The sequence below is a fragment of the Allobosea sp. 2RAB26 genome (assembly GCF_052115465.1).
Lineage (GTDB): Bacteria > Pseudomonadota > Alphaproteobacteria > Rhizobiales > Beijerinckiaceae > Allobosea.
Genome location: NZ_JBFRGS010000008.1, coordinates 202,249 through 216,304 on the forward strand (window position 1 = coordinate 202,249; position 14,056 = coordinate 216,304).

Genomic DNA, 14,056 nt, shown 5'->3' on the forward strand with positions numbered 1-14,056 from the left:
GCGCCTTGTCCGGCGAGCCCGGCGGCTCGGAGGAGCGGGCTATGCCGGATCGGGATCTTTCCCCTCGTCGAAATCGAGATCGGCGCGTTCCAGCCTGGAGCGGGCAGCCGCCGCGCTATCCGTCACGTCCTTGGTGTCGGACGCGCGGCAGAGCGCAGTTGCAAGGCCGGCGGCGAAGAGAATGCGGCCGCCGCCGCTGTCCCCGCCCAGCACCTCCTCGACATTGCTCATGAGCAAGGCCTCACCGGTCCTGCGGTCATTGAGGTCGCCAAGGACGCGCTGAATTGTCTGGAGAGGCTCGATGAGGCCGGAGAAGCTTCGCTGGGGCAGAAGCGCGCCGAAGGGGTCGATCATGTAGCGGAGCTTCTTGGCGCGAACCCGAGCCTCATGCTGTTCGGGTGGACCGAGCCGTTCGATGTGCCAGCAGCGCTTGAGGAACGACTTCAGCCGCGGCCGAAGTTCGCGTCTCAGATAGCGCCCGATCGGCATCTGGAGCAGCTCGGCCTGTTCCGGCGTCGGCGAGGTTCGTGCCAGCGCGCCGAGCAGGTCGAGGCTGAGCTCCAGGGCAGCCGGCGACTTCAGATAGGCGATCGCCGTTTCACGAGCGTGCGCGCCCCGGGTTTCAAAGACCGCTCTCAGATCTGCAACGCCCGGGGCGCTGCCATAGCTGGCGCCGAGCGCTGCCAGGACGGTCTCGCAGAGGACATCGACCTCGCGGGATGCACCAAGAAACTGGGTCAGCCAGCGAAGCCGTGGCGAAAGGTCATTGTCACCTCGCCATTGCTGGGCCGGCTCGAACAATGAGGCGAGCGCCCGTATCCGGCGAATGCAGACCCGTGCCTGATGCAGCGCCTCGCCGCCGCTGCCCGCCGCGAGCAGGGCAAAGTTATCGAAGAGTCCGGTGAAGCAAGTGGAGAACGTGCTCTGGATGGCCTGTTCCGTGCTCATGCCCGGCGTGACATCGAAGGACAGTTCGCTGACGGCGCTCTGCGGGGAACCCGCGCTCAGCCGGAAGCCGCGCTCGCCCTTGGACGACAATACCGGCAGCGAGGGCACGATCGATGCCAGATCACGGGCACAGCTCAGGAGCGCAGTCGGCGTGCCGCTTGCGAGTTCGAGCTCGGCCTCGCAGATCGGCAGCGACCGGCCATCGCCCTGGATCTCTCCGATGTCGAGCGCCAGTTCCACCGTCGCATCGAGGCGCATGATGACGAAGGTCCTGCGCCTGACCTGCGTGCTGAAAACCGCTCGCAAGTTGCTCAGGTCGCGGTCGCCCAGCACATCGCACAGAGGCGTCCCTGCGAGCGTATCCTTCGACGGTGCATCGGTCGCGACGGCGCACTCCCACTCGCCGCGCATGATCGCTCCGGCGCCACTCGACTTGACCGTCTGGATGTTCTTCCGGCCGTCATGCCGGATGCGAAGCGAATAGCCCTTGCGCCGCAGCTTGAGCTTCGGGGTATCGAAGTAGACGGAGTGCAGGCGCCGTGTCCTGCCCTTCCCGCTTGTCCCCAACGCCTTGGCCGCCCGGGCATAGTGCTCGAGGTCCCCACTCATGGGAATGAGTTTCAGCTCGACCTCGCGATTGTCCGGCATCATCGGCCCCAAAGCCATTCCCGGTCGTGTCCGCCAGGTGGACTGCCATCAACTCTGCGGCACCGAAACCTTCTCCCAGGTCTTGTCGGGATCGTATGAGCGCATCCGCGTCGCGATCCGGCTGGTCTTGGGTCCCAGATCCTTCTGATACACCGTACCCTCGTGGTTCACGATGAAGCTCATGACGCCGGAGGTGCCGTATTCGGCGGGATAGGCGAGCAGGGCGAAGCCGCCGATCATCTTGCCGCCGACGACATAGTCTAGGCTTCCGCCTGGCGCCGCGGCCCCCTGGCGCTTGAGGATCTTGTAGTAGTAGCCGTGATAGGGCGTCTTGCCCTGCCCGCCCTTGTAGCCTTCGCGCTCGGCCTGCGCGGCGAGAGCGCCAAGCGGACTGGCCTCTTCTCCTGCCCCGGTCGCCCAGAACAAGCCGTCGCGCTTCCCCGGGCGGCTCGCGACCCGCTGGGCATAGGAGCCTGGCCCGGCGCCGGTTCTGTCCTTGCTCGCATAGTCGTTCTGGGCGTCGACATAGGCCAGGCTGACCTGGATCGCATCGAGCTCATTGCGCCCGAGGCGCCTGAACAGGATTTCCTTGCGCCCGGCCTCAGTGTCGAACCGCCACTCACCGTCCTTGCGCAGGATCGGGATCGGGAACGGAAAGTCATTCTGACCGACGAGCAATGTCGCCTTGTCGCCGTCGACCTCGACCTGGTGCTTGGCCTGATAGGCCGAGAGAAAGCGCTCCCTGTCCGCTGCGTCGGCGACCTCGTCGCCGGAAAAGACGATGTCGCGCCCCTTGAGCCCGAGAACGCCGAGCATCGGGCCGGTCTCGCTGGTGCGGGCGGCTTCCACAAGGGCTGCGGCGGCCGCCTCGGGCGTCTTGAAGCGCTCTTGCCCGCTGGCTGCGGAGATCCCGGCCAAGGTGGCAGCCGCGATTGCGAGGCTCAGCCATCGCCGACGGATCCGGTTGAGGTGCATCATGGCAGCATACCTCCCGACATCTCCGGGACAGTGGCACGGCATAGTGCCGTCGCCGCACATTCATGGCGGATGGTTCCGGTCGGTACGTGCGAGCCGGATGCCAGCCATTGATCGTAGGTCTGGAACCGCACCCCGATGCGCTCGTAATAGACACGCAGGAAACCATCGGCGCCCCGTGTCACGGCGTCGGGCGCGACCTCCTGGACCTCCTGCGCCATCACGCCGACATAGCGCCTGTCGCTGCCCCGATAGGCAAACCGGTAGAAGCCGATGCCATTCCGAAGCCGGCCGAGCTCGACGATATGATCCTTGAGCGCGACGTCGGAACGCCGCCCACCGCCGCCCCCGCGACCGCCGCCTCCACGCCCACCGCCGCCACCCATGCGCGCGCCACCGCCGCCGCCCATGCGTGCCCCGCCGCCGCCAAACCCGCCGCCCCCCGCTCTGGGACCACCGCCAAATCCGCCGCCACCCATCCGCGCTCCGGCATGAGCGAAGCTCGCCTGTCCGCGCTGGGATTGCAGATTGGCTGCCCTGCCGGGCTGCATGTTGCCGAAGGCATTGTCGCGGCGCGGCCCACCCGCCCGATTGACGTTGCCGCCGCCGGGACGATTAGCCTGCGCCGGCCGCTGCGCCGGCCTTTGCGCATTCGGCCGGTTCTGGCGCGCGCGGTCGGCGTTGGCAGGACGGTTCCCTGCCCCGCGATCGGGACGCGCAGCACCGGCGCCGGCATTGGGGCGATTGCCGGTATTGGGGCGGTCAGGCCGATTGGCCCCCTGCCCGCGATCCGGCCGGTTGCCAGCTCCGGTGTTGGGGCGATCGGGCCGGTCCGGGCGGGCCTGATTTCCGTCCCGCCCGCGAAAGTCCATGCGTCCGTCGCTGCCCGGGCGCGAGGTGTTCGCAAACCGCTGCTGAACCTGCGAATTGCCGTATCTGACCCCTTGGCGATGCTGCGGATTGTGCTGCCAGTGCGTCACGCGATCGCGGTTGATATTGATGTTGTTGTTGTTCCAATTGATGTTGCCGCCCCAATAGCCGCCGGTCGCCCAGCGGCCGAGCGCGTAGGCGGTACCGAAAGCGAGCCCGGTCGCAATGACTCCGGTCGCGATGTAGCCCGGGGCTGGAAAGTAATAGGGCGTGCTCTCGGGATAGGGCCACGCGCCGTAGACGACGCCAGGATCATAATAGGGCACATAGATGGTGTCGGATGTGGCTGGCGCGATGGCGATGGTCTGCCTTGCGCCCTCCTGCTGCACCGTCACCGTCTGCTGCGTGCCCGAGGTGAGCTTCTTGTTCTCGTAGGCCCGCGACCTCATCCGCTGGACAGCGTCCATGACGTCGGTTTCCTGAGCGAGAACGGCATCGCCGAGTTTCTGCGTCCATTCCAGGTTCTTGCTCATCATCTGGAGCACCGACGGCGTGGCGACCAATGCCTTGATGCTATCGTCCCAGGCCTGTTTCTCCGCGGCCGCCTTGAGTGCGTCTCCCTTGAGCTTCTTGTTCTCGGCAGCCCAGCGCTCGGCCTGAACGACTTCGAGCGGATAGGTCGAGGCCATCAGCACCTGAGCCAGCAGGGTGTCCGGATAGAGCGCTATCGGGGCTAGCAGCGCGTCGAGCTGCGCTGTCGCGAGCAGGGTCTGGTCGACCGGCAGGGCCGCGGGCGTCACCGCTGCACCTGTCGAAGGAGCGGGCGCCTGCGCCTGCGCTTGCGCGAGGGATTGAAGGGGGGTGCCCAGGGCCAACATGCCCGCCAGCACGAAACGGAGAATCATCGCGCTCTCCCGATATCCGCTCCCTCGGAGCGCTCGCACCACCCAAGGGCATTCTGCCGTAGGGGCGCGGCCGGTATCAGCACGGCCCCGGATGCCCAATTCGAACCGTCGCTAGCGCGGATTGCCCGGTGCGGCGCCATGGGTGCGCTCCCACTCTCGCAGCCTCTCGAACGCCTCCTTGTTTGCGCGGGCCTCCTCCATGGCTTTCGTCATGAGGCCGCTCTGCATCATCATCTGGTTTTCGTAGATGAAATCCCATTGGCAGCCATTGATCTTGTTGCATGAATTCGGTGTTCCGACAGTCTGCGCGGTAGCCATTACGCCAGGTGTGACAAGAACTGCGGCGGCCATTACGACAGACGCTGCGAGGGTGATCAGCCTGCTCATCATCAAAGCCTCCACGATCAATTCGCGCACCGATCCGGGTAAGCTGCCACGCAAACCGTATCTGCCTATCGACTTGAGGCCACAGCCTATACCCACGCAGGACATCGCAATGCGCTCCGACCTGCCCGGTGAATTCTAGCGAATTCCTGCCGATAAGAACCTGTCCCTAAGGACAATACGCCGACGTCCCTCGATGTGCTGTTCTCAGCGCAGGATTTTTCAGCGGCAGTTTGCGCGGGCGTGGCCATGCTGCCCGCAGGCGGTCGAGCGGAACGTACCGAAAGCGATCTGAACCTCGACCTCGTTCAACCAGGGAAGGATTCGGAATGTCCAGCGCTGCCAAAGATGCGCGGTCGATCGACCATTTCTTCTCCGCGCCGTCCGGACGCCATGATCGGTGGCGGGACCTTCATTCTCTCGCAAGATCCTGGGCTAATGGAGACGCAAAGAGGGGCGCCGTCGAGCAGGCACTCGATGACCTCGGCGTGCTCGAGGAGTTCCATGCCTTTCCCGGCACGGAGCTGATCGCGGCGCTGCGCGAACGCCTCAGGAATGAGGACAAGGCCGGATTTCTCGCTCTGGCGAAGCGCATCTCGGTCGACATCATCACAGGCAACTACAAGCATGACGCAGGCGAACGGCAGGCGGCCGATCTCTCCCTCCCCGAACCCGCGGATCTGCTGCCGCCGGCACTTGGCGAAACCCAGACGCATCGGCCCTATTTCGAGCTGCTGATCGTATCGCCCGCGCCGCCCGCCCGGTGGCCGCATATTGCCGGCGAGTTCCGCAGGCTGCGACGGCAGGAAGATGCCTTCATCTATGAATCCGTGCTGGTCGGAAGTCTCGAGGACGCTGTCTGCGCCGCGGTGATGAACCCCGACATTGCAGCGGTCGCGATCTATGAGGGCTTCGCGCTGCGCTCTCGCCATGACGCATCGGTGCTGAGAAATGTGCTCGCCACCCAGCAACCCTTGCTGCAGGAGGCGGACGAGGCCGACCTGTCGCTGCGCCTGGCTGCGGGGTTGAAGGCGATCCGGCCGGAACTCGACATCTACCTTCTGTCGGATCGCCGGGTGGAAAAGCTCGCCGGCGATCCCCGCGCAGCCATGATCCGGCGGGTCATGTACCAGATCGAGGAGCCGCTCGAACTCCATCTCTCACTGCTGGAGGGTATCCAGGCGCGCTTCGAGACACCCTTCTTCGACAATCTCAAGCGCTATGCGCAAAGACCGATCGCCACCTTCCACGCCCTGCCGATCGCGCGTGGCAAATCTGTTTTCCGCTCGCCCTGGATCCGCGACATGGGGCAGTTCTACGGCATCAACCTCTTCCTGGCGGAGAGCAGCGCGACGACGGGCGGGCTCGACAGCCTGCTGGAGCCCACGGGCAACATCAAACGGGCACAGGACATGGCTGCGAGGGCCTTCGGCGCCGAGCACGTGTTCTTCGTCACCAACGGCACCAGCACCTCGAACAAGATGGTTCTGCAGGCGCTGGTCGCTCCGGGCGATATCGTCATCCTCGACCGCAACTGCCACAAGTCACATCATTACGGGCTGGTGCTGAGCGGAGCGCAGCCCTTCTATGTCGAAGCGTTCCCGATGGCGGAATTCTCGATGTATGGCGCGGTCCCGCTGCGCACCATCAAGAAGGCGCTGCTCGACCTGAAGTCCGAAGGTCGGCTCGACCGGGTGAAGATGCTCGATCTCACCAACTGCACCTTCGACGGCCACATCTACAACACACGGCGCGTCATGGAGGAATGCCTGGCGATCAAGCCCGACCTGATCTTCCTCTGGGATGAAGCCTGGTTCGGCTTCGCGCGCTGGTCGCCCTTCCTCCGGCCTCGGACCGGCATGGGCGCAGCCAGCGACATCGAAGCCTGGGCGCAGACGCCCGCCGCAATCGAACAGTTCGAGAAACAGCGCGCCGAACTCGGCAATGCGCCCTCAGCCGACAAGCTGCTGCAGACGCGCCTCATTCCCGATCCGCGCGCCATTCGCCTGAGGGTCTATCAGACCAACTCGACCCACAAGTCGATGTCGGCCATCCGCCAGGGCTCCATGGTGCTGGTGAAGGATGTCGATTTCCACACGATCGAGGCCCAGTTCCACGAGGCGATCTTCACCCATGCCTCGACCAGCCCGAACCAGCAGCTGATCGCAAGCCTCGATGTCGCCCGCCGCCAGATGGAGCTCGAAGGCTACGGCCTCGTCATGAACGCCATCGAGATCGCTCTCGACATTCGCCGCGAGATCAACTCGCATCCGCTGATCTCCAAGTATTTCAGCATCGTCGGTGCCGATGGGATGGTGCCCAAGGAGTACCGCTCCAGCGGCTTCGTCGACTTCCTGGCTCCGGGAACGCGCTGGGATGATCAATTGCGCAGCATGCGCGAGGATGAGTTCTGCCTCGACCCCACCCGCATGACCCTGGTCTGCGGCACGGCCGGCTTCGACGGCACCAGCTTCAAGGGCCTGCTTGCCTCCGAATACAACATCCAGCTCAACAAGACCTCGCGAAACTCGGTGCTGCTGCAATCGAACATCAACAACACGCGCAGCGATGTCGCGCTTCTGATCAGCGTGCTCCTGAAGATCTGCAGGAGCATCGATACAAGGCTCAAGCACGGTGGCGAGGCGGAGCAGACGGCCTTCGCAGCGCGGGTCAAGGCGCTGATGAAGGACGTGCCCGATCTGCCGAATTTCAGCCATTTCCACGAAACGTTCCGGCAGGACGCAGGCGACAAGACCCCGGAAGGGGACATCCGCACCGCATTCTTCGCCGCCTATTCCGAGAAGCAGTGCGAGTATGTGCCGATCGACAGCCCCGAATGCGACCGGCGCCTCAAGGACGGGCCGGACATGGTCTCGGCCAATTTCGTGATCCCCTACCCGCCCGGCTTCCCGATCATGGTGCCCGGCCAGGTCATCACGCACGAAACGATCACCTTCATGCGCAAGCTCGATGTGAAGGAGATCCATGGCTACGAGAAGGCCAAGGGCCTGAAACTGCTCAGAACGGACGTGCTCGCCGGGAAGAAGAGCGCCAATCACGAAACAGCCCGCAAGAAACCGCGGGCTGCCTAGGCGCCCTCGCCAGCGAAAGCGCGGCAGTTCTGGGCCGCCAAATAGGGAGATCGGCATGTTCGAATGGTTCGCCAGTACGCTTCGCAGCTATCCGGAGATCGCGCTCTTTCTGTCCCTGGCGATCGGATACTATGTCGGCGGCTTCGCCTATAAGGGTTTCAGCCTCGGGGCGGTCACCTCCACGCTGATCGCGGCCGTCCTCATCGGCCAGCTCGGGATCACGATCTCCCCGAACGTCAAATCGACGTTCTTCCTGATGTTCCTGTTCGCCGTCGGCTACGGCGTTGGCCCGCAATTCGTGCGAGGCATCGCTAAGGACGGCGCGCCCCAGGCGATCTTTGCGGTCGTCGTCACCGTGTTCTGCCTCGCGATACCGGTCATCATCGCAAAGATCGCCGGCTACCATCCGGGCTATGCGGCGGGCCTCTATGCCGGCTCGCAGACGATTTCGGCCTCGATGGGCCTGGCGACCGATGCGATCAATCGCCTCGGTCTCTCGCCGGAACAGACCAAGGAATTCCTCGACGCGATGCCCGTCGCCTATGCGGTGACCTATATCTTCGGCACAGTCGGATCGGCCGTCGTCCTCGCCCAGCTTGGACCCAAGCTTCTCGGCATCGACCTCGTCCAGGCCTGCAAGGACTATGAGGCGCGGCTCGGCGGCGACAAGGAGCTTGGCGGCCCGGGTTCTGTCTGGCGGCGCTTCGAGCTGCGCGCCTTCAAGGTGCGAAGCGGCGCCAGGGTTGTCGGCATGCGCGCAGTCGATGCCGAGGCGCTGGTTCCCGATGCGCGGGTCTTCGTCGAACGCATCCGCCGCAATGGCATCATCGAGGACGCGACCACCGATACCATTCTGCAGGAGGGCGACATCGTCGCCATTGCCGGCCCGCGGGAGGTTCTCGTCAACCTGATCGGCCAGGCCGCCGAAGAGGTCGAAGATGCCGAGCTCCTCGACGTCAAGGCCGAGGGTGTCGACGTCTACGTCACCAGCAAGGATGTCGACGGCAAGACGCTCGCGGAGATTTCGCATATGCCGCAGGCGCGCGGCGTCTTCCTCCGGAAGATCGTGCGGGGCGCGACCGCTACCAGTATCCCGATCCTCGCCAACACCGTGATCCAGCGTGGCGACATCCTGACGATCGTCGGCCGGACCCAGGACATTGCCGCCGTTGGCAAGGTCATCGGCCATCCCGATCGTGCCAGCGACGTCGCCGATGTCGCCTTCATCGGTGCTGCCATCACGCTTGGCGCCCTGGTCGGCGCTCTCGTGTTCAAGGTCGGCGGTGTCCCGCTGACCCTCTCGACAGCCGGCGGCGCGCTGATTTCCGGCCTGGTCTTCGGCTGGCTCCGCTCCGTGCGCCCGCTCTTCGGCCGCATCCCAAGTTCCACCGTCTGGTTCATGAACTCGGTCGGCCTGAACATCTTCATCGCGTGCGTCGGAATTTCCGCCGGCCCCGGCTTCGTCAAGGGGCTGCAGACGCAAGGCCTTGGCCTCTTCCTCTGGGGTGCATTGGCCACCGCGATCCCGCTCATCCTGGCGATGTTCGCCGGCAAATACATATTCCGGTTCGATCCGGCCATTCTGCTCGGGGCCTGTGCCGGCGCCCGCACCACTACGGCAGCGCTCGGCATGATCTGCGAGACCGCAGGAAGCCAGGTTCCGGCTCTGGGCTACACCGTGACCTATGCGGTGGGAAACACCCTTCTGACGATCTGGGGCATGGTGATCATCATGCTGCTGACCTAACGGCGACACGTACTGACGCATTCGTTGCACATGAAGAACATGGGGAAATACCATGGACCTGGTGAAGTTACGCAGTTTCGCAACCCTCAGCCCCTTCGAGATCAAGGACGAACTGATCCGTCTCGCTAAACAGACCGCGCAGACCTCCTCGATCGCCCTTCTGAACGCCGGCCGCGGCAATCCGAACTGGGTCGCGATGACGCCGCGCGAGGGCTTCTTCCTGCTCGGGCAGTTTGCGATCACGGAAAGCAGGCGCGTGATGCACAAGGCCGCCGGCATTGGCGGCATGCCCAAGGCCGAGGGTATTGCCGAGCGGCTGGAGGACTGGCTCGCCGATCACAAGGACTCGCCCGGCGCCACCTTCCTCCGAGAGATGGTCGCCTTTGCCATCAATAAGTTCAGCTTCAAACCAGACGCCTTCGTGCACGAGCTCGTCGACTCGATCATCGGCGACAATTATCCGGTGCCTGACCGCATGCTCGTGCACAATGAGCGCATCGTGCATGAATACCTGATGTGGGCGATGTGCGGGGAGCCGCACCCATCCGGCCAGTTCGACCTCTATGCCGTCGAGGGCGGAACGGCAGCGATGTGCTACATCTTCAAGTCGCTGAAGGCCAACCGGCTCCTGAACCCGGGCGACACGATTGCCCTGGCGACCCCGATCTTCACGCCCTATCTCGAAATGCCGCATCTCGAGGATTACGGCCTCAACATCGTTTCGGTGGCCGCGCCTCAGGAAAACCGCTGGCAGTTCACCGACGAGGAACTCAAGAAGCTTGAAGACCCCAAGGTCAAGGCCTTCTTCGTCGTCAATCCGGGCAATCCCTATGCCGTTGCCCTGAGCGAGGAGACGATCGCCAAGATCGTGAAACTGGTCCAGACCAAGCGTCCCGACCTGATCATCCTCACCGACGACGTCTACGGCACCTTCGTCAAGGGTTTCCGTGGCCTGCTCGGCGCGCTCCCGCAGAATACAATCGGGGTCTACTCCTACTCGAAATATTTCGGGTGCACCGGCTGGCGGCTCGGCGTCATCGCCATTCACCGCGACAATATCCTGGACAAGGCGATCGCGAACCATCCGGAGAAGATCCTGACGGTGCTCGATACCCGCTATGGCCCGATCACGCTCAAGCCGCGCGAACTGAGACTGATCGACCGCATCGTCGCCGACAGCCGCGACATCGCCCTGAATCACACGGCCGGCCTGTCGCTGCCGCAGCAGGTGATGATGACCATGTTCTCGCTGTCCGAGATGATGGACGAGGCCAAGCTCTATCAAAAGACCTGCATGGATATCGTGAAGTCCCGCGTTGACCGGATGATCGAAGGATTGGGCATCGATGTGCCCGACAACCCCCTGCATGATCGCTATTACGGCCTGATCGATTTCGAGTTCTGGGCGAACAAATATGTCGGCCCCGAGGTGGTGAGCTACATGAAGGAGCACGTCCACCCGCTCGACATCGTCTTCCGCCTCGCCGAGGACCACGGCATCGTGCTCTTGAACGGCGGCGGCTTCCACGCCCCCGATTGGTCGGTGCGCGTCTCCTTCGCCAATCTCGACGACGAGGTCTACAGCCAGATCGGCCGCGCTACCCGCGCGGTGGCGCGTGGCTACCGCCAGGCCTTCGATGCCTACAATCTCGCTCTCGCCAAAAAGCCCTGACGCGCGAGAGCGGCAGGAGTGAAGGTGTGGGCAGGTGATTTCCTGCGTTCGGCAACCATCGGACATTCGATCAGTCACGACTTGATCGCATGTCCGAGTTCAATGCTGCGAGGCAAAGCATGAACTACGTCGTCGAAGCCCTGCGCAACAATCCCGAGCTCGCCATCTTCCTGACGATCGCTCTCGGCTTCCTGATCGGCAAGGCGAAGATCGGAGGCTTCAGCCTCGGCGTCGTCGTCGGCTGCCTGTTGGCGGGCGTCCTGGTCGGCCAACTCGACGTCAAGGTGCCCCCGGCCGTGAAGACGGTCTTCTTCGACCTCTTCCTCTTCACGACCGGTTACAAGGTCGGCCCGCAATTCTTTCGCGCCCTGAAGCGCGACGCGCTTCCACAAATGGCACTGACGGTCGTTCTGTGCGTCACATGCCTGCTCGTGGCGCTCGGCTTCGCGAGATTGCTGAACTTCGACATGGGCACGGCGGCCGGGCTTCTTGCCGGGGCGTTCTCCGAGTCGACCGTCATCGGAACGGCGGGCGAAGCGATCCAGCGGCTGAATCTTCCGCAGGCGGAGCGGACCGCGCTCATCAACAATATCCCCGTCGCCTACGCCGTCACCTACCTGGTCGGGACGGCGGCGCTGGTCTGGTTCCTGCCCAAGGTCGGGCCCAAGCTCATGGGTATCAACCTTCGCGAGATCGCGGCACAGCGCGCGGATAAGGCCGGTCCGGGCAGCGATGTGGAGGGCGTCACCTCCGCTGCCCGCTTGTTCGACGTTCGCGCCTATCGCGTCGAAAACCCGGTTCTGACCAACAAGACGATCACCGAGATCGAAGCGCTCATCAAGGAGACCCGTGCCTTCATCCTGCGCGTTCGCAGCGGTGTCGTGCTGTTCGGCCACGCTTCGGATCGCAGGATCCAGGCCGGCGACATCATTGCCATCATGGCACGACATGAGGTTCACGCCGCCCGCGGCGACCTGATCGGCCCCGAGGTGAGCGACCCCGAGCTGCTCGACATTCCGCTCGAAGCGCTCAACGTCATCGTGACAGCCCGCAGCATCGACGAGAAATCGTTGGCGGAACTGGTCGAAGCGGAGTTCGCGCGGGGGGTCTTCCTATCCAAGCTGACACGCTCGGGCATTGAGATGCCGATCGAGCCGACGACACGCGTCAATCGTGGCGACGTCATGTCGCTGGTCGGGCCGCTGCCGGAAGTCGAGCGGGCCGCGACCGAGCTCGGCTATCCCGACCGCCGCACCTCGGCAACCGACATGGTCTTCGTCGGCTTCGGGATCTTCCTGGGCGGCTTGTTCGGTCTGCTGACACTGGTCGTCTGGGGTGTGCCACTGACACTGACCGCCAGCGGCGGTGCGCTCTTCATGGGGCTCGTCTTCGGCTGGCTGCGCTCCGTGTACCCCTTCTACGGCCGCATTCCCGAGCCGGCGATCTGGATCTTCGATACGGTCGGGCTCTGCATGTTCATCGGCATCGTCGGGCTCGGCGCCGGCCCAAGTTTCGTCTCGGGCCTGAAGGCGACCGGCGTCAGCCTGATCCTGGTCGGCCTCGTCTCCGCGCTGCTGCCGCATACCATCGGCATTCTGTTCGGGCGTTACGTCCTTAAGATGGACCCGCTCATCGTGCTCGGCGCCTGCGCCGGGGCCGGCACCATCACGGCGGCGCTCAGGGCCATCCAGGACGAGGCCCAGAGCAGCATTCCGGCGCTGGGTTACACAGTGCCCTATGCCATCGGCAATATCCTGCTCACGGCCTGGGGGCCGATCCTGATCGGAATCATGTCGCGTTAGGGCAGCCGATCTGTTGCGGGTCCGTTTCCACGCTGTGGACATCCAGCCCCCTGGCGAAAGCTCAGGTCGCGCGTGCTTTCGGGTATTCGAGGAAAGAACCGTGGCAGTGCGCGGGTTGATCGCAGCAGAGATGGCGCTCTCCTTATCTCACAAGGAGCTTCGTCTGATGGGCGCTTCCTGAACAGAGCCGAACAATTCCGTTCATCCTGCGTTCCCTCTCGGAAGGCTTTAATCGCCGGGAGGAAAGAAGGAGAACCCCGATGCGTCGGTTCTTGATCACAGCCACTATCGTCTTGGGCGCGGCCGCAACCATGGCCGGCCTCGCGCCCGCAGCTCACGCCAGCGAAGCGATTGCGCCCTCGATTGCGCAGCAGCTTGACAAGCAACCGTTGGCGTTCGCCATGACCGAGGCGAAGCGGGAACGCTTGATGATCATCCAGGGCAACATGGATCGGCAGCGATATTACGGCCGCCGCGATGGCTATAGTCACGGCTACGGCTATGGTTATGGCCGTCGCCATGGTGGTCCGCCGCCCTGGGCGCCTGCACATGGCTACCGCCGGCACCATTATGAGCGCTGGTAGGCTCGCTCCCGCGGGATAATCTTCCCGCTGAATAGGCGGAGGGCCGGCAGGCGGCTCTCCGGAATGGTCGAGGCTCCGATCTCATAAGCTCGGAGCCTTGGTCATGGGAGCCACGCGCTAGGCTCGAGCCGGTCAGCCTTGTGCATCGTCGCGCGCGTGTCGCCGCCGACTTCGTGCGTGCCGCCAGAACGCGACAAGCGCAATCAGGGCGGTGACCAGCAGGAGTGAAACGCCCATCTGGATCAGTCCGAACTTGTGTGCGCCCGGAGGCACAAACCACCCGGCGACGACGGCGGCGACGTTCAGAACGGACTCAACGAAGCGGTCCAACATCTTGATCCCCTTTCCCAAAGCCCGTTTCAGGAGCAAGTCGCTGAACGGTGGCGAACGAGAGGACTCTCATCCTCATTTGTCGGGGGTGCCCGCTCG

The 14,056-nt window shown here is 64.1% G+C and carries 10 protein-coding genes; 5 read left to right on the forward strand and 5 right to left on the reverse strand.

Going from position 1 to position 14,056, the window contains the following annotated elements; translation table 11 throughout:
• Positions 1-39 precede the first annotated feature (39 nt).
• The 4 genes from AB4118_RS17775 to AB4118_RS17790 all read right to left on the reverse strand — a co-directional run bounded on the left by AB4118_RS17775 (position 40) and on the right by AB4118_RS17790 (position 4,736).
• A complete protein-coding gene (locus AB4118_RS17775) occupies positions 40-1,614 on the reverse strand; it encodes a CYTH and CHAD domain-containing protein (RefSeq protein WP_441490977.1) in 1,575 nt (524 codons plus the stop codon).
• A 30-nt stretch (positions 1,615-1,644) separates the two neighbouring features.
• Positions 1,645-2,574 (reverse strand): DUF2950 domain-containing protein, encoded by a 930-nt coding sequence (locus tag AB4118_RS17780; RefSeq protein ID WP_441490978.1) that lies wholly within the window; start codon positions 2,572-2,574, stop codon positions 1,645-1,647.
• Positions 2,571-4,346 carry a DUF3300 domain-containing protein gene (locus AB4118_RS17785; RefSeq protein ID WP_441490979.1) on the reverse strand — a complete coding sequence of 592 codons (1,776 nt, stop codon included), beginning with the start codon at positions 4,344-4,346 and terminating at the stop codon, positions 2,571-2,573. The genes AB4118_RS17780 and AB4118_RS17785 overlap by 4 nt, the downstream gene beginning before the upstream one ends.
• Before the next feature lie 111 nt (positions 4,347-4,457).
• Positions 4,458-4,736, reverse strand: a complete 279-nt coding sequence (locus AB4118_RS17790) for a hypothetical protein (RefSeq protein WP_441490980.1) — start codon at positions 4,734-4,736, stop codon at positions 4,458-4,460.
• Between the two features lie 323 nt (positions 4,737-5,059).
• Here AB4118_RS17790 and AB4118_RS17795 point away from each other — a divergent pair, with 323 nt between their 5' ends.
• The 5 genes from AB4118_RS17795 to AB4118_RS17815 all read left to right on the forward strand — a co-directional run bounded on the left by AB4118_RS17795 (position 5,060) and on the right by AB4118_RS17815 (position 13,627).
• Positions 5,060-7,822, forward strand: coding sequence for a decarboxylase (locus tag AB4118_RS17795; RefSeq protein ID WP_441490981.1), 2,763 nt, complete (start codon positions 5,060-5,062; stop codon positions 7,820-7,822).
• 55 nt (positions 7,823-7,877) lie between these two features.
• The gene (gene aspT, locus AB4118_RS17800; RefSeq protein ID WP_441490982.1) at positions 7,878-9,569 is read left to right on the forward strand and encodes an aspartate-alanine antiporter; all 1,692 of its coding nucleotides are present in this window, start codon (positions 7,878-7,880) and stop codon (positions 9,567-9,569) included.
• A gap of 52 nt (positions 9,570-9,621) precedes the next feature.
• Entirely contained in the window at positions 9,622-11,241 is a 1,620-nt protein-coding gene (gene aspD, locus AB4118_RS17805; RefSeq protein WP_441490983.1) for an aspartate 4-decarboxylase, read from the forward strand.
• Between the two features lie 119 nt (positions 11,242-11,360).
• Entirely contained in the window at positions 11,361-13,043 is a 1,683-nt protein-coding gene (gene aspT / locus AB4118_RS17810; protein ID WP_441490984.1) for an aspartate-alanine antiporter, read from the forward strand.
• 260 nt (positions 13,044-13,303) lie between these two features.
• The gene (locus tag AB4118_RS17815) at positions 13,304-13,627 is read left to right on the forward strand and encodes a hypothetical protein (RefSeq protein ID WP_441490985.1); all 324 of its coding nucleotides are present in this window, start codon (positions 13,304-13,306) and stop codon (positions 13,625-13,627) included.
• A 132-nt stretch (positions 13,628-13,759) separates the two neighbouring features.
• Here the strand turns inward: AB4118_RS17815 and AB4118_RS17820 are convergent, their stop codons facing one another.
• A complete protein-coding gene (locus AB4118_RS17820) occupies positions 13,760-13,960 on the reverse strand; it encodes a hypothetical protein (RefSeq protein ID WP_441490986.1) in 201 nt (66 codons plus the stop codon).
• Positions 13,961-14,056 lie beyond the last annotated feature (96 nt).